This is a genomic window from Bacillus sp. FSL R5-0422, from assembly GCF_038610765.1.
In the GTDB taxonomy this organism is placed as follows: Bacteria; Bacillota; Bacilli; order Bacillales; family Bacillaceae; genus Bacillus; species Bacillus pumilus_O.
The window spans coordinates 3,369,418-3,391,515 of the sequence record NZ_CP152014.1; the positions used below are offsets into that span (position 1 = coordinate 3,369,418).

23 protein-coding genes are annotated in these 22,098 nt (G+C 40.7%); 9 read left to right on the plus strand and 14 right to left on the minus strand.

Going from position 1 to position 22,098, the window contains the following annotated elements; genetic code table 11:
* Window positions 1-46 precede the first annotated feature (46 nt).
* Window positions 47-1,261 (minus strand): FtsW/RodA/SpoVE family cell cycle protein, encoded by a 1,215-nt coding sequence (locus tag MKX52_RS17290; RefSeq protein ID WP_144468027.1) that lies wholly within the window; start codon window positions 1,259-1,261, stop codon window positions 47-49.
* Between the two features lie 476 nt (window positions 1,262-1,737).
* Between MKX52_RS17290 and MKX52_RS17295 the strand changes: the two genes are divergently transcribed.
* Window positions 1,738-2,004: a spore morphogenesis/germination protein YwcE gene (locus tag MKX52_RS17295; RefSeq protein ID WP_003215279.1), complete on the plus strand. Its 267-nt coding sequence runs from the start codon at window positions 1,738-1,740 to the stop codon at window positions 2,002-2,004.
* Window positions 2,005-2,083: 79 nt separating this feature from the next.
* On the opposite strand, the gene qoxD is transcribed toward MKX52_RS17295, so the two are convergent.
* The 8 genes from qoxD to MKX52_RS17335 form a co-directional block, all read right to left on the minus strand.
* The gene (gene qoxD / locus MKX52_RS17300; protein WP_012011667.1) at window positions 2,084-2,464 is read right to left on the minus strand and encodes a cytochrome aa3 quinol oxidase subunit IV; all 381 of its coding nucleotides are present in this window, start codon (window positions 2,462-2,464) and stop codon (window positions 2,084-2,086) included.
* A gap of 1 nt (window position 2,465) precedes the next feature.
* The gene (qoxC, locus tag MKX52_RS17305) at window positions 2,466-3,083 is read right to left on the minus strand and encodes a cytochrome aa3 quinol oxidase subunit III (RefSeq protein ID WP_012011668.1); all 618 of its coding nucleotides are present in this window, start codon (window positions 3,081-3,083) and stop codon (window positions 2,466-2,468) included.
* On the minus strand, window positions 3,083-5,041 hold the full coding sequence (gene qoxB / locus MKX52_RS17310; protein WP_003215069.1) for a cytochrome aa3 quinol oxidase subunit I: 1,959 nt from the start codon (window positions 5,039-5,041) through the stop codon (window positions 3,083-3,085). Before qoxB ends, qoxC begins: the two co-directional genes overlap by 1 nt.
* A gap of 27 nt (window positions 5,042-5,068) precedes the next feature.
* On the minus strand, window positions 5,069-6,025 hold the full coding sequence (gene qoxA / locus MKX52_RS17315; RefSeq protein WP_088002709.1) for a cytochrome aa3 quinol oxidase subunit II: 957 nt from the start codon (window positions 6,023-6,025) through the stop codon (window positions 5,069-5,071).
* Window positions 6,026-6,541: 516 nt separating this feature from the next.
* Complete coding sequence (locus MKX52_RS17320; RefSeq protein ID WP_012011670.1) at window positions 6,542-7,624, minus strand: aminopeptidase P family N-terminal domain-containing protein; 1,083 nt, start codon at window positions 7,622-7,624, stop codon at window positions 6,542-6,544.
* 4 nt (window positions 7,625-7,628) lie between these two features.
* Window positions 7,629-9,149 (minus strand): UDP-glucose--hexose-1-phosphate uridylyltransferase, encoded by a 1,521-nt coding sequence (gene galT, locus MKX52_RS17325; protein WP_342491121.1) that lies wholly within the window; start codon window positions 9,147-9,149, stop codon window positions 7,629-7,631.
* Between the two features lie 34 nt (window positions 9,150-9,183).
* Complete coding sequence (gene galE, locus MKX52_RS17330; protein ID WP_342491122.1) at window positions 9,184-10,176, minus strand: UDP-glucose 4-epimerase GalE; 993 nt, start codon at window positions 10,174-10,176, stop codon at window positions 9,184-9,186.
* On the minus strand, window positions 10,176-11,360 hold the full coding sequence (locus MKX52_RS17335) for a galactokinase (RefSeq protein ID WP_342491123.1): 1,185 nt from the start codon (window positions 11,358-11,360) through the stop codon (window positions 10,176-10,178). The genes galE and MKX52_RS17335 overlap by 1 nt, the downstream gene beginning before the upstream one ends.
* Window positions 11,361-11,536: 176 nt before the next feature.
* On the opposite strand from MKX52_RS17335, the gene MKX52_RS17340 reads away from it, so the two are divergent.
* Complete coding sequence (locus MKX52_RS17340) at window positions 11,537-12,382, plus strand: AraC family transcriptional regulator (protein ID WP_003214606.1); 846 nt, start codon at window positions 11,537-11,539, stop codon at window positions 12,380-12,382.
* A 35-nt stretch (window positions 12,383-12,417) separates the two neighbouring features.
* Here MKX52_RS17340 and MKX52_RS17345 read toward each other — a convergent pair whose 3' ends face one another.
* Both MKX52_RS17345 and MKX52_RS17350 read right to left on the minus strand, forming a co-directional pair.
* Window positions 12,418-12,675 (minus strand): hypothetical protein, encoded by a 258-nt coding sequence (locus MKX52_RS17345; RefSeq protein ID WP_216888305.1) that lies wholly within the window; start codon window positions 12,673-12,675, stop codon window positions 12,418-12,420.
* A 27-nt stretch (window positions 12,676-12,702) separates the two neighbouring features.
* The gene (locus tag MKX52_RS17350) at window positions 12,703-13,086 is read right to left on the minus strand and encodes a GtrA family protein (RefSeq protein ID WP_180992577.1); all 384 of its coding nucleotides are present in this window, start codon (window positions 13,084-13,086) and stop codon (window positions 12,703-12,705) included.
* Window positions 13,087-13,542: 456 nt separating this feature from the next.
* Here MKX52_RS17350 and MKX52_RS17355 point away from each other — a divergent pair, with 456 nt between their 5' ends.
* The 3 genes from MKX52_RS17355 to MKX52_RS17365 all read left to right on the plus strand — a co-directional run bounded on the left by MKX52_RS17355 (window position 13,543) and on the right by MKX52_RS17365 (window position 15,332).
* The gene (locus tag MKX52_RS17355) at window positions 13,543-13,683 is read left to right on the plus strand and encodes an anti-repressor SinI family protein (protein ID WP_003215413.1); all 141 of its coding nucleotides are present in this window, start codon (window positions 13,543-13,545) and stop codon (window positions 13,681-13,683) included.
* Between the two features lie 298 nt (window positions 13,684-13,981).
* Window positions 13,982-14,671, plus strand: a complete 690-nt coding sequence (locus MKX52_RS17360; RefSeq protein ID WP_342491124.1) for a class I SAM-dependent methyltransferase — start codon at window positions 13,982-13,984, stop codon at window positions 14,669-14,671.
* On the plus strand, window positions 14,664-15,332 hold the full coding sequence (locus MKX52_RS17365) for a glycosyltransferase family protein (RefSeq protein ID WP_342491125.1): 669 nt from the start codon (window positions 14,664-14,666) through the stop codon (window positions 15,330-15,332). The genes MKX52_RS17360 and MKX52_RS17365 overlap by 8 nt, the downstream gene beginning before the upstream one ends.
* Window positions 15,333-15,611: 279 nt before the next feature.
* Here MKX52_RS17365 and MKX52_RS17370 read toward each other — a convergent pair whose 3' ends face one another.
* Both MKX52_RS17370 and MKX52_RS17375 read right to left on the minus strand, forming a co-directional pair.
* Entirely contained in the window at window positions 15,612-15,857 is a 246-nt protein-coding gene (locus MKX52_RS17370) for a hypothetical protein (RefSeq protein WP_342491126.1), read from the minus strand.
* On the minus strand, window positions 15,847-16,974 hold the full coding sequence (locus MKX52_RS17375) for a Rap family tetratricopeptide repeat protein (protein ID WP_012011680.1): 1,128 nt from the start codon (window positions 16,972-16,974) through the stop codon (window positions 15,847-15,849). The genes MKX52_RS17370 and MKX52_RS17375 overlap by 11 nt, the downstream gene beginning before the upstream one ends.
* 740 nt (window positions 16,975-17,714) lie before the next feature.
* On the opposite strand from MKX52_RS17375, the gene MKX52_RS17380 reads away from it, so the two are divergent.
* The 4 genes from MKX52_RS17380 to MKX52_RS17395 all read left to right on the plus strand — a co-directional run bounded on the left by MKX52_RS17380 (window position 17,715) and on the right by MKX52_RS17395 (window position 21,564).
* Window positions 17,715-18,383: a hypothetical protein gene (locus tag MKX52_RS17380; RefSeq protein WP_012011682.1), complete on the plus strand. Its 669-nt coding sequence runs from the start codon at window positions 17,715-17,717 to the stop codon at window positions 18,381-18,383.
* A 500-nt stretch (window positions 18,384-18,883) separates the two neighbouring features.
* On the plus strand, window positions 18,884-19,198 hold the full coding sequence (locus MKX52_RS17385) for a DUF485 domain-containing protein (protein WP_342491127.1): 315 nt from the start codon (window positions 18,884-18,886) through the stop codon (window positions 19,196-19,198).
* Window positions 19,195-20,736, plus strand: a complete 1,542-nt coding sequence (locus MKX52_RS17390) for a cation acetate symporter (protein ID WP_144459735.1) — start codon at window positions 19,195-19,197, stop codon at window positions 20,734-20,736. The genes MKX52_RS17385 and MKX52_RS17390 overlap by 4 nt, the downstream gene beginning before the upstream one ends.
* A 489-nt stretch (window positions 20,737-21,225) precedes the next feature.
* The gene (locus MKX52_RS17395; RefSeq protein ID WP_342491128.1) at window positions 21,226-21,564 is read left to right on the plus strand and encodes a DUF4288 domain-containing protein; all 339 of its coding nucleotides are present in this window, start codon (window positions 21,226-21,228) and stop codon (window positions 21,562-21,564) included.
* Window positions 21,565-21,589: 25 nt separating this feature from the next.
* Here the strand turns inward: MKX52_RS17395 and MKX52_RS17400 are convergent, their stop codons facing one another.
* Window positions 21,590-21,964 carry a nuclear transport factor 2 family protein gene (locus MKX52_RS17400; RefSeq protein WP_088002521.1) on the minus strand — a complete coding sequence of 125 codons (375 nt, stop codon included), beginning with the start codon at window positions 21,962-21,964 and terminating at the stop codon, window positions 21,590-21,592.
* Window positions 21,965-22,098 lie beyond the last annotated feature (134 nt).

Genomic DNA, 22,098 nt, shown 5'->3' on the forward strand with positions numbered 1-22,098 from the left:
CTCGAATGAAAAAAGACAGTCTATGCTTAGACTGCCCTTACCCGTTTTATTTAAATAAATAACTTTGGTATTTTGTTAATTGAACACTTGCGTTATAAGCAATTCCGAATCCAATGAGAACAGATAAAACAGAGCTTCCTCCGAAGCTGATAAATAGGAGCGGAATCCCTGTTACAGGCATTACGCCGATGTTCATCCCAATGTTCTGGAACGTATGGATTACAATAAGTGCTGTATATCCTACACAGAAGAATGACGCAAATCGGCTATAAGGATGGATACGATCAATCAGCACGACAAGCCGGTAGATCAAGAAGAAGAACATGATCACAACAAACGCACAGCCAATAAAACCAAAGGCTTCTCCTATAATGGAGAAAATCATGTCTGTTTGTGCCTCTGGGACATAGACTTTTAAGTTTTTAACCCCATTCCCAAAAATCTGTCCAGCCCCAATAGCCATAATGGCCCTATCAACCTGAAACTTATCACTACTTGTAGCATCTTGTATTTTAGTTTCCTCAGAGTTCGCAGAACTATCTGGAATCCAAGCAGTAATCCTATTGATTTGATATTGTTTAACACCAAGACTTTCTTTAGCGAAATCTGGAAATAATAAAACTACAGACAGAACCGTAATTATTAAGAGTACAACAACAGAACCAATCAATGAAATTATCTTCCAATTAACTCCAGATAAAAATACCATTACCATTACAATAAACATACAAACAGCAGCAGTACCTGCATCCTGCAAGAAAATCAGTCCAACTGGTACAGCTGCCACTCCCGCAATTTTTAATAATAGAATAATATCATCTTCTAATGTCCTTTTTCCCCTAGGTGTAGACTTTCCAATGACAGACGCGAGCATCATAATCAGACCAATTTTCATGAACTCTGAAGGCTGAAGTGTTCCAATCCCCGGAATTATAAACCAACTTTTGGCTCCGTTTTTTACAGGGGCAAAGTCTTTACCCCCAATCTGAGCGGGGCTCAATTTTAAAATAATTAGAAGAAGTATCCCACCTAGAAAGATGTATATACTCAACTTTTCAAGCTGTTCAAGGTCTAAATAATTAATAGCTACAATGCAAATTGCTCCAATGAGATAATAAATGATTTGCCTTGTCCATGCACCACTACCATATTGTTCAAACTGACCCGCAGCATATATAGAAATGACACTAATGGCAAAGAAGGCTAAAAATATAAAAATGAAATCCCCTTGATAGTATGGAGATGTATTCCTCTTATTCATGAACTAACCACCCTTATTACAAAACATAAAAGCCCTTATTTATATTAGATTGAAATTTTCACAAAAGCAACTCACCTTAAATATGACGGAAGATACATCCGAAAGGTTCCAATCATTTTTCAAAAAATGAAATACTTTTCATCCTAACAATAGGAAAAAATTCCTCTATACTCTTTTCATTCAACCGATCATGAGTCCTTTAAAAAGATTATTTTACAGATATTAAGGGGAAAATTCAATGACCTATGTGGCGATATGACAAGCAATTATTAAACCAACATAAGCTGTACGAAGAGAAAAAGAAAAATCCACCTTCTACGGAATAAGGCCCATTTTCCAATTATTGAGTTTACTTCAAAGTCAATTGTGGTATAATACTTGTAACAAAATGTTCATAATATCTCCTAAAAACAGACACAATTGCATCCTGACCTCTCATTTGAATTGAACATCAACTTACAAAGGAGTTGGATACGATGGATATGTTCTTTGCGTACCTATGTATTGCAACGGCTACACCCCTGTTTTTATGGTTGGAAAACAGAAAAATTGCACTTGCTTCTATTCCACCCATTATGATTATGTGGATTTTCTTCGGTCTTTACATGACAAGCAGTTTATCTCCAGCAGGACATACCTTCATGATTGCATTCTTTGCCATTAACGTCATTTTGGCACACATTGCAGCGTTCCTCATTTATGGACTTCCATTCATTCGTAAAAGATTCAGTAGCACCAGATAAATAACGCCCCACTTATTGAAGGGCGTTATCAACATCAAAGATAAAAACCACTCACCTTTGAAAGATGAGTGGTTTTTTATTATTTCTCTGAATGCTCAGATTGCTTTGGCGCAGAAGGTGAATAACCGTCTTTGCTGTTCTCTCCGTGGCTGTAGTGAGCCGCAAAGATCCAAACAGATCCGATAACGAAGATAATCGCACAAAACAGACCAAACAATGTATTTCCGACTTGAACAGTTCCGTTCTCGCTTTCTGTCATGTGCATAAACATGAATAGCTGCAAGAACGCTTGAATGAAAGCAAAACCAAAGATAATCCATAGTTTTGCAGAACTGCCAATTTCAGCTCCAATAGCAATCCAGAATGCTAAAACGGTTAGCACGATGGATAGAATGAAGCCAACTACGTGTTTCCAAGGGAAGTGTTCGTGCTCTGCTGAGGAATGTGTTTTTCCAGCCATATCACAAAAGCCCCCCTAATCCGATCAAGTAAACAGCTGTGAAGATGAAGATCCATACAACATCAAGGAAATGCCAGTATAGACTTGAGATAAAAATCTTCGATGCTGTTTGTGGAGTTAATCCACGTTTTTTAATTTGGAACAACACCCCGGTAATCCAGAAGATACCGATAGATACGTGTAATCCGTGAGTTCCTAAGAGTACAAAGAATGCAGACCAATACGCACTTGTATGGATGCTCGCACCCTCGTGTACATAATGGAAGAACTCAAAAAGCTCAAATCCAACAAATCCTGCACCTAGAAGCAGTGTAAGAATTGTCCAAATGACAACCCCTTTTGTACTTCCACGGCGCATTTCATGAACAGCAATCCCACATGTAAATGAACTAACCAATAGCAGGAATGTCATGATCAATACAAGCTTCATATCAAACAGCTCAGCTGGTAAAACGCCGCCAGCTGTTCTGCCATGAAGAACAAAGTAGGTCGCAAAAAGTGTTGAGAATAACACGATTTCCGCGCCAAGGAATATCCAGAAACCAAGAATGTTTAAACGTCCCGTTTCAGACTGATATTCAAGCGGTGCATTTGCATAGCTGCTATCATTATGTCCCATTACTTCTGCGCCTCCTTATTCTTTTTCTCTGTTTCAATCACTTCTTCAACAGGAATATAGTAGCCATCGTCATATTCAAATGAACGTAAAATCATTGTTGCGAATACACCGATTAAGCCAATAACGCCAATCCAGTACCATTCAAATACAAGACCGAATGCTCCAAGTCCGAAGAATGCAGACATGATAAGTGGTCTACCTGAATTGTGCGGCATGTGAATTTTCTTGAATTCTTTCTCAGGATGAACGTCTACATTGTTTTGCTTCCAATGATGGAATGCATCTGGTGTTGTCACTTCTGGAAGTGCTGCAAAGTTATAATGCGGCGGAATTGCAGAAGATGTCGCCCAGTCAAGAGTACGTCCTTCTCCCCAGCTGTCTCCAGACACTTCACGTTTCGCGTGTCTCCAGCTGTAGTAAATGTTGTAGCAAAGGATGATGAATCCGACACCCATCATAAATGCACCAATTGTTGAAATAAAGTTTAGTGCAGTCCAGCCATCTTCTGGTCCGTACGTATAAATACGTCTTGGCATTCCTTGCAGTCCTAAGAAGTACTGCGGGAAGAAACAGATGTTAAATCCGATCATGAATACCCAGAAGAACCATTTGCCGATTCTTTCGTTTAACTTGTAACCAAACATTTTTGGATACCAGAAAACAAGACCAGCAAAACATGCAAAGACAGTACCTGCGATTAATACATAGTGGAAGTGGGATACTAGGAAGTACGTGTTATGGTACTGGTAATCCGCAGCTGCCATCGCAAGCATAACCCCAGTCACACCACCGATAACAAAGTTCGGGATGAAACCAAGTGCCCAAAGCATTGGTGAAGTAAAACTGATACGGCCACGATACATCGTAAAGAGCCAGTTAAAGATTTTCACACCTGTTGGTACAGAAATCGCCATTGTTGTAATCGAGAAGAATGAGTTAACCGCTGCACTGTTCCCCATTGTAAAGAAGTGGTGAACCCACACAAGGAAACTAAGAACAGAGATTGCCACAATCGATACAACCATCGCTTTGTAACCAAACAGCTGTTTTCTTGAGAACGTTGCAAAAATTTCTGAGAAAATACCGAAAGCCGGCAGGATAACGATATATACCTCAGGATGTCCCCAAATCCAGAAAAGGTTCGCCCAAAGCATTGGCATACCGCCTGCTTCGAGTGTAAAGAATGCAGAACCGAATAAACGATCAAATGTCATAAGTGCTAAAGCAACTGTTAGTACAGGGAATGCGAATACGATGATGACAGACGTGATCAATGTTGTCCATGTAAACATTGGCATACGCATGAGCGTCATACCTTTTGTACGCATTTTTAAGATGGTCACCATGAAGTTAATACCCGTCATAAGTGTACCAATACCTGCAATTTGGAGCCCGAGCAAGTAATAGTTCTGTCCAGGTCCTGGTGAGAAGTCATTTCCGGCGAGCGGCATGTAACTCGTCCAGCCTGCACTTGGTGATCCTCCAATAACGAAGGAAATGTTGAACAGCATCGCTCCGACCATAAATGTCCAGAAACTCAGGTTGTTCAAGTAAGGGAATGCAACGTCACGCGCACCAATTTGAAGAGGTACAACGACGTTGATTAAACCAATTAAAAATGGCATCGCCATGAATAAAATCATGATCGTACCATGCGTTGTGAAAATTTCATTATAGTGGTTGGAATCTAAAAACGTATTATTAGGAAGCGCCAGCTGTGCGCGCATCATCAGTCCGTCTACCCCACCGCGGAAGAACATAATCACAGCAGCAAGGATATACATGATCCCAAGCTTTTTATGATCAACTGATGTTAGCCATTCTTTCCAGAGCCATTTCCACTTTTTAAAGTAGGTTAAAACAAACACGATAGCAATGGAAGTAAGAGCGATAGAAATTTGCGCACCAAGAATTAATGGGTCTCCAGTTACAAAAAACTCATCCCATTTCAAATGCATAACGGCCTCCTCCTTTCCTTAGTCAGTTTATTCATTATCTAGTTTTCTTTTATAGTTCTTCACATTCTCGAAAGGATCTGTTTTGGAATGCGGAGAAACTGATTGGTAACCTAAACGTTTGCGTGCTTGGAGTGCGTATTCAGAATCCTCTCCATGCTTCGCAAAGGATAAATGTGTTGATGAGAATGTCTGCACATCTGCAGCATCAGGAAGCATCAAGTAGTCATACGTTTTCTTCGTTAACTTCGGAGCTTCTTTTTTCGTTTTGCTTACCCATTTATCATAGTCAGACTGCTTCATCGCATTGACTTTGAATTTTTGCTGAGCAAAGCCCTCGCCTGTGAAGTTGGCGTTTCTTCCTTCATATGTGCCAACTTGATCAGCTTGAAGATATTGTTCCATCTCCATTCCAGCCATCGCATACTTCTCCCCGCCTAGCTGAGGAATCCATAGTGATGCCATTGTATCAGCAGAAGTGATTTTGAATAAAACCGGCTGATCTTTTGGAATGTTTAAGTAGTTCACTGTCTCAATATTTTCCTCTGGATAGCTGAAAATCCATTTCCAATCAACAGCTGTAGCATAAACGACAAGAGGATCTTTATGGCTTGTTGCTTGAGGTGCCTCTTCCAAAGAGTAAATGGTTTTTACAGTTGGAACTGAAAGGGCAGCAACGATTAATATTGGGATCACTGTCCAGACAACTTCTAGAAGCGTATTCCCGTGTAGTTCTGGGTTATAAGAGGCGTTTCCAACGTCCTTACGCTCACGGTATTTAACCAAAATGATGGTAAACAATACAAATACCGCACCAACGATAAAGAGCATGAATCCGATGGATAAAAGGATTAAGTCTTTTTGTTGTGCTGCGACAGGTCCTTTAGGATCTAAAACAGCGATATTGCTGCAACCTCCTAATAGAAAAACACTCACGAGCATCGCTAATAAAAGCATAGGTTTAATGGCTCTGAACAAGAAGATCACCATCCTTCCTTAGATAATGTATAAATTGCTGAATAATTGTGAAAAGCCATCTGCCTTCGAAAACTTTTCTTCCCTTTGTAATGCTATCAAAATCTGTTAGAGTTAGCTTCCCTTTTTTCAAAAGTTCATTTATTTTTCAACAGATTTCTATTAAAATGTCATAAATTCGACATAAATTTATATTATTGCACACACAATAAATTTCTAGGATTTTGAAAAGTTGAGAGTTGAAGGCAAAGGACAAACAATCAAGAACTTTGTCAAATTTAGGTTTACCACAATAAAAAAGTTTGGTCAAATTTCAATTTAACTTAATGAAATTTTATCTAGGTAAACAATTTCGAAATAGGTATCCCCACATTTAACAAAAACCTTACTCATTTTAACGCAAGTTCACAAGAAAAGAAAGTATCGATCCTCTGTGTATACGCTGTAAGAATTGGTAATGATGCTGAATTAGTGGAATCTCTCTAGAGACTTCCAGCAAAAAACCGGCTCAGCGCCGGCAATCTACATTTATTCATCTCTCACTAAGATGTCAGGTCGTCTATAGATGTTCCCTTCATGTTCAATGTCCATGTACGTCCACTTGCCTGTATACGTTAAAAAACGGTTGCCCTCTTTTTCTACCACAATCGTATCCTCTGATTTCAGTCCAGGCAATGAAGGGTTCCATGTAAACACTTGATGCATCTGAATTTCTTCCTTTGCTGAAGGAACGGCAATGATTTCCCTAGATACAAATCCCGTTTTTCCCCCTTGATGGAGCTTTTTCCAGCTATCAGGGAAGCCCTCTCTTTCATACTGAGCAATACCTGCTTTCAAAACATCACCTAATGTTTTCCCAGGACGTGTGGCGGCATTCATGACCGTGTCAATTCGTGCTAGCCGCTCTTTGTTCTCTGCAAGCTCCTTCGGAAGCTGACCAAAGTAAACAGACCTTGTGACATTTGCAACGAGCCCGTGACGCTCCGCGCAGAGAACAACAAGCGCGTGCTTTTGAAGGGCTTTATCTGTTGGAATCGGGTGACGGTATTGATGGATCCGATCATCTGTTGCCACAAGCAGGACTTCTATCGTCATCCCTTGAGCAATGGCTCTTTGAGCAACAAGCGAAGCAATTTCGTGCTCGGTCTGCCCTGGAACGATTTCTTGACAGACACTTTCTACAATGACTGCTGTTTCATGACAGAGTTTTTCATATTGTCTGAGCTGTGAAGCAGTTAGGATCGAGCGAACATGCGACAAATCCGGTTCGATCCATTCGAATCCTTCCATTTGAATATCCGTCCCAATTCGTTTACCTTTTGTGAGTTCTTGAATGTATGGGGTCTCATCCTCATACCAATCCATTGTGACCACTTGGAACGGATGATCGACGTACGCCATTTCTTCTTCAATGATCCGCTTTTCTTCCATTTGATTCACAATCAGAACGATGTCGTCTTTTAAGACGAGTAGCTGGCACACACCCTCTGGCGTATTTAACACAATATGATTCCTTCTTCCGCCTGTCAGCCATGAGAAGTTATTTCGTTTTTGAATCAAAACCCCATCAAGCTGCTTATCTTCCATTAGCTCTCTTACTTGTTCAATCATCTAATCACCTGCCTGTTTGAAGTGTTTGAATGAAACGGTTAAAAGCTGTTTTCCCTTGCTCAGTTCTTTTAAACACACCTGCCTGTGAGAGAATTCGAGAAAAAATAACACCAATTTCTTTTTGTAAAATGGTTTGAGTATTATCCTCTGTAAAGGTGTTCTCTTCAAGCATCCGCTTTACCCAAGCCTCGTGCTTCATGATTTCAGGACGGGCTTTGATTTCTTCAAGTGGACTTTCGGATAGTAAAGCCTCTTTTAATTGGCTTAATTCCTCTGCTAATCTACCAGGAAGCACAGCAAGGCCCATGACTTCAATTAATCCGATATTCTCTTTTTTAATATGGTGAACTTCTTCGTGCGGATGGAAAATGCCGTCCGGGTGCTGCTTGTTTGTCCGGTTATTACGCAGCACTAAATCTAATTCATAGTCATCCCCGTGACGCCGAGCAATAGGAGTAATGGTATTGTGAGGAGTCTCTCCTGTATGAGCGATCACCCCCACCTCTTCATCTGAATACAGTTTCCACTCATGTAAGATAAAATCTGCTGCGTCTGCGAGCGACTGCTGCTCACTGCATCGAAGGCGGATCACAGACATCGGCCATTTCACAATACCAGCTCGCACATTTGGAAAGGCTTTGAGAGAAAAGACTTCTTCCATCTCTGCTTTTGCCATCGGAAATTCATGTGCACCGCCCTGAAAATGGTCATGACTTAATATACTGCCTCCGACAATCGGAAGGTCGGCGTTTGACCCGATGAAATAGTGCGGGTATATAGATATGAAGGAAAGCAGTCGTTCAAAGGTCTTTTTGGTGATGCTCATTGGCTCATGTTTGCCTTTGAACACTATGCAATGCTCGTTGTAGTACACATAAGGTGAAAATTGCAGAAACCACGATTCGCCTGAGAGTGACACAGGAATGATCCGATGATTCTGTCTCGCTGGATGATTGACCCTGCCCTCGAACCCAACGTTTTCTTTACAAAGGAGACAAAGGGGATATTGCTTTTGACTGAGCTTCTTCGCTTGAGCGATGGCTTTAGGATCTTTTTCTGGCTTTGATAGATTAATGGTGATCTCCAGCACGCCATCGTCTGTTGGTGTAAACCACTGTACATTTTTGGCGATCCTGCCTGTATGAATGTAATGGGCATGCTTCTGCATCTCATAGAACCAGCTCGTAGCAGCCTTCGGTCCCTCCTGCTTGCGCTTCTCTTCAAACTTCGCATAGATAACACTTGGAGGAGCCACCAAACAGCCCATAATTTTCGCATCTAGTAAATCACGATACGTATCCGTCCCCTCAGGAATTAGCCCTGTTTCTACTGCCCAATCGAGCATTGGCATTAAGATGTCTTCAAGGTCTTCTTCTCCTGGGACTGTTCTTGTTTCCGCTTCATCAAGCCTGAGCACCTCAAGCAATCGATTTCTCGTATATTCGATATCTAGTGATGTTATGAGCTTTTTATTGATCCCATATTGAATCAGCTGTTCCAGCTTTTCAAAAATATCAATCGCCATTCCCTTTGCCCCCTCTCTTGCCTGTCTTTACGTTTTATTCACTTTGATAGCCATCTGGATGCTTTTGAAACCAATCCCACGCACTCTGAATGATCGTGTGAAGGTCAGCATATTGAGGTGTCCATCCTAATTCTTGCAGCGCTTTTTCAGAAGAAGCAATCAGCTTTGCTGGATCTCCCGCGCGCCTTTTTACCACTTGTGCCGGGATGGCATGCCCCGTGACTTTTCTGACGGCTTCTACGACCTGCTTCACTGAGAAACCTGTTCCATTCCCTAAGTTGTAGGTCGCACTGCCTTTTCCAGCACGCAAGCGGTCAACAGCTAGGATGTGTGCCTCTACTAAATCCATCACATGAATGTAATCTCTAATACACGTGCCATCCTCTGTCTCATAATCATCACCATAAATCATGATTTGATCTCGTTTTCCTAAAGCAACTTGCAAAATAATTGGAATGAGATGCGTCTCAGGCTGATGATCCTCTCCGACAAGCCCTTCTGTATGGGCACCAGCTACATTAAAGTAGCGAAGCACTACGTATTCTATTCCATACGCTTCTTCAGACCACTTCAGCATTTTTTCAATCGCTAGTTTCGTTTCTCCATAAGGATTTGTTGGGTTCGTTTCATCCGTTTCAACGATCGGTACCCGCTTCGGTTCACCGTATGCAGCAGCAGTGGAAGAGAAGACGATGTGCTTCACATCAAATTCATTCATGACTTGTAGTAAAGCAGTTGCTCCGCCAACGTTGTTGTCATAGTACTTAAGCGGGTCTGTCACACTCTCCCCAACAAGTGAATCTGCCGCAAAGTGCATGACCGCTTCTATTTGATGCGTTTTGAACACCTGTCTTAAAAAAGCGTGATCTCGTAAATCCCCCTTCTCTAAGACAGCTCCTTCCAAAACAGCTTCTTTGTGGCCTGTCTGCAAATTATCCACTACCACTACTCGTTCGCCTTTCGCTAGAAGAGCCGCCACCGCATGACTGCCGATGTACCCTGCTCCTCCACAAACTAAAATTGTCATTACACTTCCTCCTTCGTGAGTTCTCTTGCGCCGCCTCCAATTCCAGCTGTGTAAAAGGAGGCTTGAATGCCTGTTTTCTCTTGATACATCGCACCAGTTTCTTCTATAAATGACACCAGCTGCTCTTCTTTCACAATGCTGATCGTGCATCCGCCAAAGCCTGCACCTGTCATACGGGAGCCAATCGTTCCTGGGTGCCGCCAAGCGGCTTCAGCCAGTGCATCTAGTTCAAGTCCTGTTACTTCATAATCATTCTTTAATGAAAGATGAGAAGCCTTCATGAGTGCGCCTAACTTTTCAATTTTATCATTTTTCAAGAAATTTATCGCTCTTATGGTCCGCTCATTTTCCGTCACGACATGTCTTGCCCGTTTGCGGCATATGTCATCTTCAATCAAGTGGGCAACCCCTGCAAATTCATCCGCAGTGAGCTCACATAAGTGGGTAATGTCGATTTTTTTCTGTAGATCATTTAAAGCGGATTGACACTCTGCCCGGCGCTCATTATATTTGGAATCTGCCAGTGTCCGCTTTTTATTTGTATTGGCGATGACAAGCGCAAGTCCTTCTTGTCGAAACGGACTATATTCGAAGGCAAGGGTATCACAATTGAGCAAAATGGCGTGATCTTCTTTTCCAAGGGCAATCGAAAACTGATCCATGATCCCGCAATTGACACCAATAAATTCATTCTCTGCACGCTGAGAAAGAAGAGCGAGTTGGACATTTGAAACGCCGAATGAATGCCATTCATTGATGAGAACAGCGGTGACAAGCTCTATGGAGGCAGAGGAAGACAGACCTGCCCCATTTGGAATATTGCCGCTGTACACAATGTCAAAGCCTTCTTCTATCTTCATTCCTGCTTCTATAAAATGTTTGAACACACCCTTCGGATAATTTGCCCAGCCGTCCGATTCTACGTAAGCGATTTCAAAAAGATTGAATTCTTTCACACCATCGCCCTCAAAGTTCAAGGAATACATTCTTATGCGGCCATCTGAACGTTTTGCACAAGCAGCATACGTTCCGAGAGTAAGCGCACATGGAAACACATGTCCTCCATTATAATCTGTATGTTCACCAATCAAGTTCACTCTTCCTGGGGCAAAAAAATAGCGAAGTTCTTCTCTATCTCCAAATTGCTGGCAAAATGCCGCGCGTAACATATCGATCATATCCATTCCCCTTTTCTCTTCTGATACTATTTATTTTAGTTGTCACAGCAACATCCGTTCAATGGTAAAAAAATCGTTAAAAAATACCCTTTTTTTGCTGTGAATGGTACGATGTGATATGAGGTGTAACATGATTATAAATAGAAAAAGGTTGTTTTTTGCTGTGAAGGAGGGTTTCCAATTTGAAGAAAGAAGCATTTGCATTTCGTTTTCACCATTCTGATGTGACATTGCCGGCACAAATCTGGTCTGTTGGCTGGGAAGTTCAATCTTCTTCGTTATATAGCTGGAATGGCGTGGAGCGAAAGGATCAGGGCAAGTGCATTTTTCAGCTCACACTGTCTGGACATGGCATGATTGAAATCGGAGAGAAACGTTTCAAAGTATTGCCGGGTCAGGCCTTTCTCGTGAAAAGCCCTAGTGCCTACCAATATTATTTTCCAGAAGACAGTGAGCATTGGGAATTTCTCTATTTAACGCTTTACGGGGAAGCCTGCGATCTTTGCTTTGACCAATTTATTGACCAAGGAAAGCAGGTCATGCGTTTTCATCCGAATTCCAGACCGATCCGCCTGCTCAAGACCATTTATGATGAAGCCAGTGAAAGACGGATTACCAATCCATTTGAGGGGTCTAGCCTTGCTTATCAATTTGTCATGGAACTGTATTCATATTTGCCAAAGCTTGAGGGACAAATGGAGAAATGGCCCGAGCCCATCGTTCAAGCGGCCTTGTTTGCCAGCCATCATTTTCACGAAGAAATTGGCCCAGACGATATGGCAGCTGCGGCACGTTTATCCAAAAGTCATTTTACGAGGGAATTCAAAAAGGCCACTGGCTTCACACCTATTCACTACCTAACCAATATTCGGTTAGAAAAGGCGGAAACGTTATTGAAAACAACAAAATATTCGATTGAAGAAATCGCCATACAGTGCGGCTATAGAAATGCGAATTACTTGAATAAAGTCTTTCGAAAGAAAATCGGCATGTCTCCAAAGCAACTGCGGGAAACAAGCGATGCATAATAAAAAGCAGCCGCTTTCACAATTGGCTGCTTCTTTTACGCTTTCGTCAGGTCAACATGAATTCTCCCTTGTCTTAAAACAATGGACATTTGCGTGTCAGGTGTCATTAAGTTTTGCAAAATGTCCGTTGCTGTTTGAAGCGCAATGTCCATTCGGTTGATCTTTTCCTTTTCTTGTTCCGAAAACGCTTCTGGATGTGCGGTCATTTCTTTGACTAGCCTCAACACTTGTTCATGCTGCTTTTCTGTTTGCTGATATATGACGTCATATAATTCGTCTGGCCTGCTGCTCATTTCACATCACCTATCTTTTTTCATATGTTAAATCGCATCTTCTTTTGTTTTCTTGAAGACGAACCATTTACTGGCGACATAATTCACGACCACAATCACAAAGTTGACAAGAATTTTTGCGACCGTTTCATTGAGCGCCAATTGGCTCACAAATAAAATCATCAGCCCCAGATCGACACCTAGAGACATGAGACGAACACTAAAAAATGAAGAAAGCTCACGCATAAGGCTTTTCGTATCACGAGCCTTTTGCTTGAAGACATACTTCTTATTGGTGATATAAGCAAAGAGAACAGCAAATACCCATGAAACAACTGTAGCTGTTTTATAATCCATGGAAAACATCTCAACGAATAAGTAGAAGCTGACTATGTTGACGATGGTTGTACACACACCCATCACAAGATACATGACAACTTCTTGATACTTTTGAAAAAGGCTATACATGTCTTTCTTCATTCCTTCTTGGTGGTTTCTGTTTCTTTTAGAATACCATCTTGAGAAGAACTTCCCAAACGAACAATATGTACGTCCTGCACAGATGAAATTTGTTCTACTCGATGGCAAATGTCAACCTAATTGGTTTATATAAGCCAAATGATTTAGGTCTTTTTCATTATTTTAATTTATAATCTTTTAACTGACTGTACAATTGTTTATTATTAGAAGTAAGAAATCAATAATTATGGGTTTTTTAGTCATTTTTTTAGGAACGTGGTAGGTGATAGATTTTACAAAATAGGTTAAATGTCATCATTTTTCGACAAAATCTATTTTGCGCTGTTTTCATCCACACGTACAGTTACTAGACGGTTTGTTCAAGTCATTGGTTGCAGATGAATATGTCTTATTGAACTGGAGGATATTATGGATACGCAAGTGAAAAGAAGAGTTGACGAAGAGTGGGTTTATTTGATTCAGGAAGCGAAAAAAATTGGACTAGCCATCGAAGAAATACAAGCTTTTTTAACATCCAACGGTGATCAGAAGATGATAAACAAACCGTAAATCAACGCCGTTATCCTTTGTCTTTCAGACTGCTTTGGCTAAAAGTTCTGACTTGTCAATTGACCTTTTAAAAATCCTTTCATGACGATACGCTACAGTAGAACACCCCTTCATACCAATCCCTTCCACTCATGGGGTTCTGTCTTTCTATATTAGGAGGACAGTCCGTTTCCCGTTCTTTATATGATCCCTTTTTAGCCACCATTCATGAAAATTGTCCTTCTCTCGTTATAAAACCAAGCTCCCCACCCATATATTAAGCATGAAAACAATGAGAAAGCAGAAAGGTGGGTAGAGCGTGAGTTCAGAGTCCCTTTCCTATTATCACCAAAAAAAGGATCAGTATTATCATGGCGTGAACCCGGTCATTGTCAGCCGTATCCGCGCGGAATGGACGTCTTTATTGGATATCGGATGCGGCACAGGCAAGCTTGGAAAAGTCCTGAAACAAAAAGGCCGGACCATTTATGGAATCGAATCGTTTGAGGATGCAGCAAAAGAGGCTGAGCAAGAGCTAGATCATGTGCTATGCGGAAATATTGAACAGATGACGCTCCCTTACGAACAGGAACAATTTGACTGCATCATTTTCGGAGATGTCCTTGAACATTTATTGGACCCGTGGGCCGTTTTAAAGAAGGTCAAACCTTTCCTAAAAAAAGAAGGAGCCATTCTGTCATCCATTCCGAATATCGGTCACATATCAACCGTTTTAGAATTATTAGCCGGCAGATTCACTTATACAGATGCAGGATTAATGGATCAAACTCATTTGCGTTTCTTTACTCTTCATGAAATTCATGCACTCTTTCAATCAGCAGGCTTCCGTATTCGCGAACTCAAAACCATTCGCGTTCAGCATCCTTCCTATGAGAGCGTGATGAGTGATTTACATGAATTACTCATAAAGCATAGCATTCGTTCAGATTTTCATGAGGCCGCTACCGCCTATCAGTATGTAGTTGAGGCGGTTCAGCTTCATGAGTAATCCCACCATCCTGTTTGTTTTATGTGTAAATGATGAGTCGATGTTTCAGGCTTGCTTTCGGCAGCTCGCTACACTTCCCGCTCCCCATGGATATCATGTGGAGGTTTTGCCGATTAGACATGCATCCAGTATGACCTCTGCTTATAATGAAGCCATCACTCATCCAGCTCAGTTTAAAATTTATCTTCATCAAGATACATTGATTGTCAAACAGCATATGCTTCTTGAGTTGATCCCGCTTTTTTTACAGCATCCATCACTTGGGATGGTTGGGGTCATAGGTGCAGAAAGCGTGCCTGACAATGGAATCTGGTGGGAGAGTTCTGATTGCAGGGGGAAAGTCATTGAATATCGTCACGACACCTATCAACTGCTTTCATTTGAAAATGGTCGTCAACAGGCCGAAGCGCAAGATTATATGAACGCTTCGGCGATTGATGGTCTTTTTATGGCGACGCAGTATGATGTAAAGTGGCGTGAGGATCTCTTTGATGGCTTTCATTTTTATGATGTTTCGCAATCCTTTGAATTCATGCAACAAGGCTATGAGGTTGGCATTGCAAGGCAAGAAGAGCCTTGGTGCATCCACAAATGCGGAGATCATTTTGATGCGGAAGCATATGAAAAAGCGAGACAAACATTTCTTGCAAATTATCGATAGAAAGCACCCTTTTCGGGTGCACAGAATGTAGAGAAACTCATGTTTTTCTACATTCTTTTTATTTTCCATGTCATGATGTAAGGTGAGAATGAAAAAGGCTTCCCACACGTGTCTTGAAATGACCTTTTGGTGCTTTTGAAATCTTGTGCAGCTTTCAAGAAAAGGACACGGAGCACAAGCTTTCGGATCTGATTTATAGAATCGATAACCTTTCTGGGACAATAAAGCTGTCGAGATTTTCTCGACAGCCTGACAAATCCTAAAGGTCAGTTTAATTCATCAAGTAGATAACCTAGAATCACGTGTTCCAAAACGAACATCAGGATTTTCACTAGAACGGGTTCCATTCCTCACAGCAAAACCCTCAGTAGTAACGCTACTGCCTGTAGCATTTACAGTCAGATCAGTGGATTCTGGAGAAGTAGCATTTCTTGAATTCACATCAAAATCGACAGATGATAATGAGATCACACCTAGCAATGCTGAAGCACCCAAAAAACAAGTAAGAACCGTTTTAACATTCATATGAACAGTCGCCCCTTTGGATTTGTTTTCGGGCGTACATCACTTTTTCATACATTTTTACAGATTCATCCATACGCCCATTCTCATTATAGTACCGAGCCGCTTCGAGCGCTAGGTCTTCCATGTATGGATAACCCCTCTCATTCTCTAATTTTTCCAACGAGTTCAAGACTTCACTTAAGTTTGCTGTTTTTAAAAATAAAATTTCCAATAACATCAGCAACGATAAAAACAGATCATTTTTTCTATTCTTCGCTTCTTCCAAGCCTCTTTTGAAAAATCTTTCACCCTCAATAAATTCCTTTTGACTCAAATGAAATAACGATAATTCGTAATAAACCAATAGCAACTCTATAGCATTAATAGGCTCTCCTTCTAGAATAACCTGATTAAAATAAGCTAGCGCCCTATTAAAATCACCTAATCCTTTATAACAGCACCCAATATTAAATAATGACTTCACAATCATTGGCTTATTAGAAATTGCTTTAGATTTTTCTAAAGCTGACATTAAATGAGGAAGCGCTTTTTCTCTGCATTCAAAATCAATGAAATTACCTGCCATAACAGTTAGACAATTAATTTCTCGAATCATATAAAGGGAATTGCTCTTTTGCGCCTTATAAGTATCATAAGAAAGACCAACGTAATACATAGATACGTGTGTCTGTTTCATGTGATAAAACACTTCTGATAACTTGTAATAAAATTCTGCTCTTTCTAACTCCTCCCCTACTTGCTCAAGGCGCTTTTCCGCACGCTTATAGAATACAATAGCTCTAATAAACTCACCATTTTTGAATTCATACATTCCTTGAAAAAAATTAAAATAGTATTCAAGAATGGCTGACATCTTTTTTCCTTGTCCTTCTACAGCTTTCAAGTAATCCGATTTTTCAAGTGGTTCTTTAGAAGGCTGCACATAGTCTGTCATCAATTGATGACGGAACTCCATTAACTGAAAATAAAGAACCGCCTGTTCATCTTCTTCCATGACATCTATATCTTTTCTAACCTCTTCCCTTAGCATCTGAGCCTCTTTAACATTGAATCTTTTTATATGCTTATACCATTCATTTATCTTGATCGCTACAACTGGAGACGGTATAGACGCCATCTACAATCCCCCCTAGAAAACCAATTTTTAATAAATGTTAGCATATCAGTTCCTAATAAAAACCTATTTATCCATTAATATGTAAAATTTTCGGCATGACGCAAACGTTTTTTAAGCAAGTAGGACACTAGACATATCGGTTTTTAAATGCTATCGCTGTTAACCCATTTAAATCCCATATAAGCGCATTTGCAGTATCACATTATGGAAAATCCCCGAGCATAAATAAAGGTGCTTAGTATCGAATATAAACGCTCTTGGTGATGTTTTTGAAATAGACTCAATGTTTTTTAAGAAACAAAAGAACAGGCTCTGTAGCCTGTTCTTTATTATCAAGTGAAGACCATATTAAAGAACCTATATTGCGGTCACCGCAACCCAAAAAGAAATTTTCCATTGAATTCCCAAAGGTGAATCAATCAATGCTAGGATGAAAACATGTCAAGAAAAAGGAGGGAGTACTATGACTTATGCTGTTTTATTTTTTTCCGCCGCCACTTAATAAAAGTCACTGAAAACACAAGAAGTAAAATCGCAATAAGCTTGAACATAAAGCGAGTGAAGAAAGTAGCATCTTCGAACTCCGTTGCAAAGATACAAGCTCCTAGGATTATCCCGATCATGCCCACTACCCAATTCCAAAACACATCAATCACTCCTAAATTAACTTTTTTTAAAAGAAAAGCATTTTTTATCCATATGTACATTATTGCACAAAAAACAAGGGGGAAATATCCAAAATGAAAAAGTTCATAATCGTGCTTTTAGGCCTGACGTTATTTTTAACAGTTCCATTACAAACCGTAGCAGCAATAACCCACCAACCTCAAGAAATTAAAGAATCTTATCAAACTGAAATTGAAGGTAAGGTACATACTTTCAATTCCGTGACCAAAGGCAGCACTCAAACAATAACGATTGATAATGGCGAACGAGTTGATACCGTCTCTTTTGACCGAGCAAAAAAAGAACTTCGTATCAACAATGAATTAGTTGAGTTAGAGGAATTTAAAGAAGCTGGAAAAGAATTAATCAATGAAGACAGCGAGATTAGCACAACAAACAAAGATTACCAATGGAGACTTGTAAAAAACTATAAAAACAAATTCAACATCACTGTTGCTATTGTCGCTCTTGTCACAGGTGCTATTTTAGCATTACCAACGGGGACCGGTGCTATAGCTGGCGCAGTCTTGACACTGAAAGCAGTAGCCATAATAGCTACAGCAGTAACATCCGCTTCAGGATCAACAGGTCAAAAAGTCTTTCATTACACATTCAAAACGTACTACAGCCCGAAAAACGGCTACTGGAACAACAAATTTGTCTTATCTGTCTACAAAGATTCAAAGCGTAAAAAGCATGTTAAAACAGTTTCACATACGACACGTCTTGGGAAAAAATATTAAAAAAGAAGCAGGCTTCATTAGCCTGCTTTTTCTCATGTTTATGTAATTCTTAATGTCAACATGCCAACTCGGTTGTTTTTGGATCAAGTAGTGGAGCAGTTATAACACTCCTCCTGACATGGAGGAATATTACCTGTAAATTTTTGATAATCTTCTATTTTTCGTTCGTACTTTTTTGTGTTTCGATAAACTGTGCAGCCCTTGATTCAGATGAATGTCCTTATGACTTTTTATATTTCTTACCGCTACCACAGAAATCCGGGTCATTTCTTAAGGTTGCCTTTCCTCTAACAACTGAATAAACTCATAAATTTCCAAGTAATTTCATCATAGATTACTAAGCCAGTGCGAAGCAAAAAATACCTGAAGATAAAGTCATGTTTTAATTAGGCTCAAACACCCTTTCTGGGTGCCTTTTTTATGCTATACTGTCATAAACAACCAGATCGTCTCATATGCATTGGAGTACCTTGTCCCTAATTCGTACAAAGGAGGAAACAATGGCAGACAAAAAAGTTCACTATAAGAAGGTTGCCGCTGCAGAGGATTTTCGAAAACTTCTCGAGGAAAAACGCAGATTTATCGTACCGATGACGATTTTCTTTTTTCTCTTTTACTTTTCACTTCCGGTTGCTACATCCTACTTCACCTTTTTGAACACGCCAGCAATTGGCGCGATTTCATGGGCGTGGTTATTCGCCCTCACACAATTTGTGATGACCTGGGTATTATGTGGACTTTATGCGAAGAAAGCTGCTCAGTTCGACAAATATGTAAGCGCTTTAAAAATTGAATCAAGAGGTGATGACGAATGAGCATGACCGCTTTTATTTTATTCATAGCGATCGTAGGGCTCACATTGGTCATCACGTATTTTGCTGCGAAAAAAACGAGCAATGCGAGCGACTTTTACACAGCAGGTGGAGGTCTGACTGGGTTTCAGAACGGCCTTGCCATCGCCGGGGACTATATGTCTGCTGCATCATTTTTAGGAATCGCTGGAATGATCGCTTTGAATGGATTTGATGGCTTTTTCTATAGCATTGGCTTTCTCGTGGCGTATCTTGTCGTTCTTTACGTTGTGGCCGAACCGCTTCGAAATCTAGGTAAATATACGATGGCTGATATGATTGCTGCACGATTTAAACGCCCTGCCATTCGAGGAGTAGCCGCTTTTAACACAATCACAGTCTCTACTTTTTATATGATTGCACAGCTTGTGGGGGCAGGTGCATTAATCAAGCTGCTTCTTGGCATTGATTACTGGATTGCGGTGCTAATCGTTGGTGTCTTGATGACCATTTATGTCGTGTTTGGCGGCATGATCGCAACGAGCTGGGTACAGATCACAAAGGCTGTGCTTCTCATGTTAGGAACACTGATTATTTCACTGCTTGTATTTGCAAAGTTTGATTTTAGCCTGCTCAAAATGTTTGAGGAGATGAAAACAGCGACCCCGCTCGGTGGGTCATTTCTTCACCCGGGAAATAAATATGATGTGCCTTTAGAGACCTTGTCTTTGAACCTTGCTTTAGTGCTTGGAACAGCAGGTTTGCCGCACATTTTGATCCGATTTTATACGGTGAAGGATGCCATTTCTGCACGTAAATCTGTTCTATCCGCTACGTGGATCATCGGTATTTTCTATTTAATGACGGTTTTCCTTGGCTTCGGTGCAGCTGCCTTTGTTGGAACAGACGCGATTACAGCAGCAGATGCAGCAGGAAATATGGCTGCTCCACTGCTCGCCCAAGCCCTTGGTGGAGATCTGTTATTTGCCTTTGTCTCCGCTATTGCCTTTGCGACCATTTTGGCGGTCGTAACTGGTCTCGTCCTATCTGCTGCGTCTGCCTTTGCGCATGACTTTTATAGTCAGATCATACGCAAGGGGAAAGCGAGTGAACGGGAACAGGTGAAGGCCGCACGCTTTGCTTCTATCGGCGTGGCCATTCTTTCTATTATTCTTGCATTATTTGCCCAATCGTTAAACGTTGCTTTCCTTGTGTCACTTGCCTTCGCAGTGGCAGCAAGTGCAAATTTACCATTGATTATCTTCACTGTCTTCTGGAAACGATTTAATTCTACGGGTGCCATTGCAGGGAGCTTAGTAGGTCTGCTGAGCGCACTGATCATCGTCTCGCTCAGCCCAAGCGTCTGGGACCCATCGGGAGCAGCTATCTTTACAGGAGATCCGCTCATCCCGCTGTCGAACCCTGGCATTATCTCGATTCCGCTCGGATTCCTTGCCGCTTACTTAGGCACGATCTTCTCTTCTGAAAAAGCAGATGAAGACACCTTTACAGAAATTCAAGTAAAGGCACATACAGGGATGCATATGGATACTGATTCATAAGGAAGAGACTTCATATTGTTGACAAAGGGCTAAAATGATCTTGATTTTAGCCCTTTCTCTTATTTTCAGCGTGATAGAAAATCTTTGTAGCCCTTGAAAGGACGAGTACTGGCGCAGAGCGAATTTGACATTTGTGAGCACCAGCACGCAGGACTGCCTCCGAATGCAAGGGTTTGTCTACACGCTGGAAGCCGGCTTTTTTGTGTTCTTCTTTTCCTTAGTAAGGTATAAATTGACCCTTCAACTTATCTTTATACTTTTCTAATCTCGCAATTTTTCTACACGTGATAAGAGAGCATAAGGTGACGATGATCAACAAAATTTCATGTGTTTCTCCTCTGTTATCAATCACTTTCTTCATGACTATCCCCCCGTTATAGATCTATTTCTCCTACACTACGTCATTCATATGTTATCATTTTAGTCACATACTGGAAATCATTTCATGCGTGTACAATGAAAAGCTGCAAGAAAGAAGTGACATTACTTATGCGTCAGCTATATTCTGCCAAGTTATTATTTGAATCCATCTCATCACCAAGCAATATGCCCGCTAAAATATTTGAAGAACGAATCCTTTTGGTGCGAGCAAAAAACCATCGCAAAGTAAAAGATATCGTCAAAAAAAGCTTTCCAGAAGAAACCTTTGAGAATGCTGCAGGTGGACAAACGACCATAAAATTAGCAGCCATATTAGATGTCTTTGAGCTTATAGATCACTTAGATCAAGAATCGCTGCATTTAAGTGAAGTGTACAGCCGCCACCTTATGTTTGATAAAGAAACATCGGCGAAAGAAGCCATCGAGGCTTATTCTTTAGACAAATAAAAAAGCTGGCTGATGAGCCAGCTTTTTAATAGCGCTGAAATAACTCTGGATTTTTCGGAACGTTTTCTAAATAAACGATTTTTCCTTTGTCGTCTAGTTCTGCAATATCAATTCCTTCTGCTGTATAAACACGGCCATCCGAAAGTTTTCCACAAACGGCCCAGTTGGTTTCATACTTGCCATCTTCTCTTTTTTCCCATCCATCCCACATATGTTTGATGTCTTCATGCACATGGAAAAATGTGTTTAAAAACTGTGTAAATGCTTGGATACCAGGCTTCTCTGCACCATTTAAGACAATCATGACATCGTCAGAAAACAATGCGAGCAATTCATCCATTTGTTCTTGCCCTTTTCCAGCTTCATCGTAGCGGCGAAAATACGTATCGAGCACTTCCATTGTTCATTCTCCTTTATTTACCTGTCATTTCGATAAAAATCGAACAATTTGATTGTACACAATTGTTTCTCACCTGTCTATTTTCCCCGAAATCAAAAAAGACATGAATTGAGTCAATCCATGTCTCTTCCGTA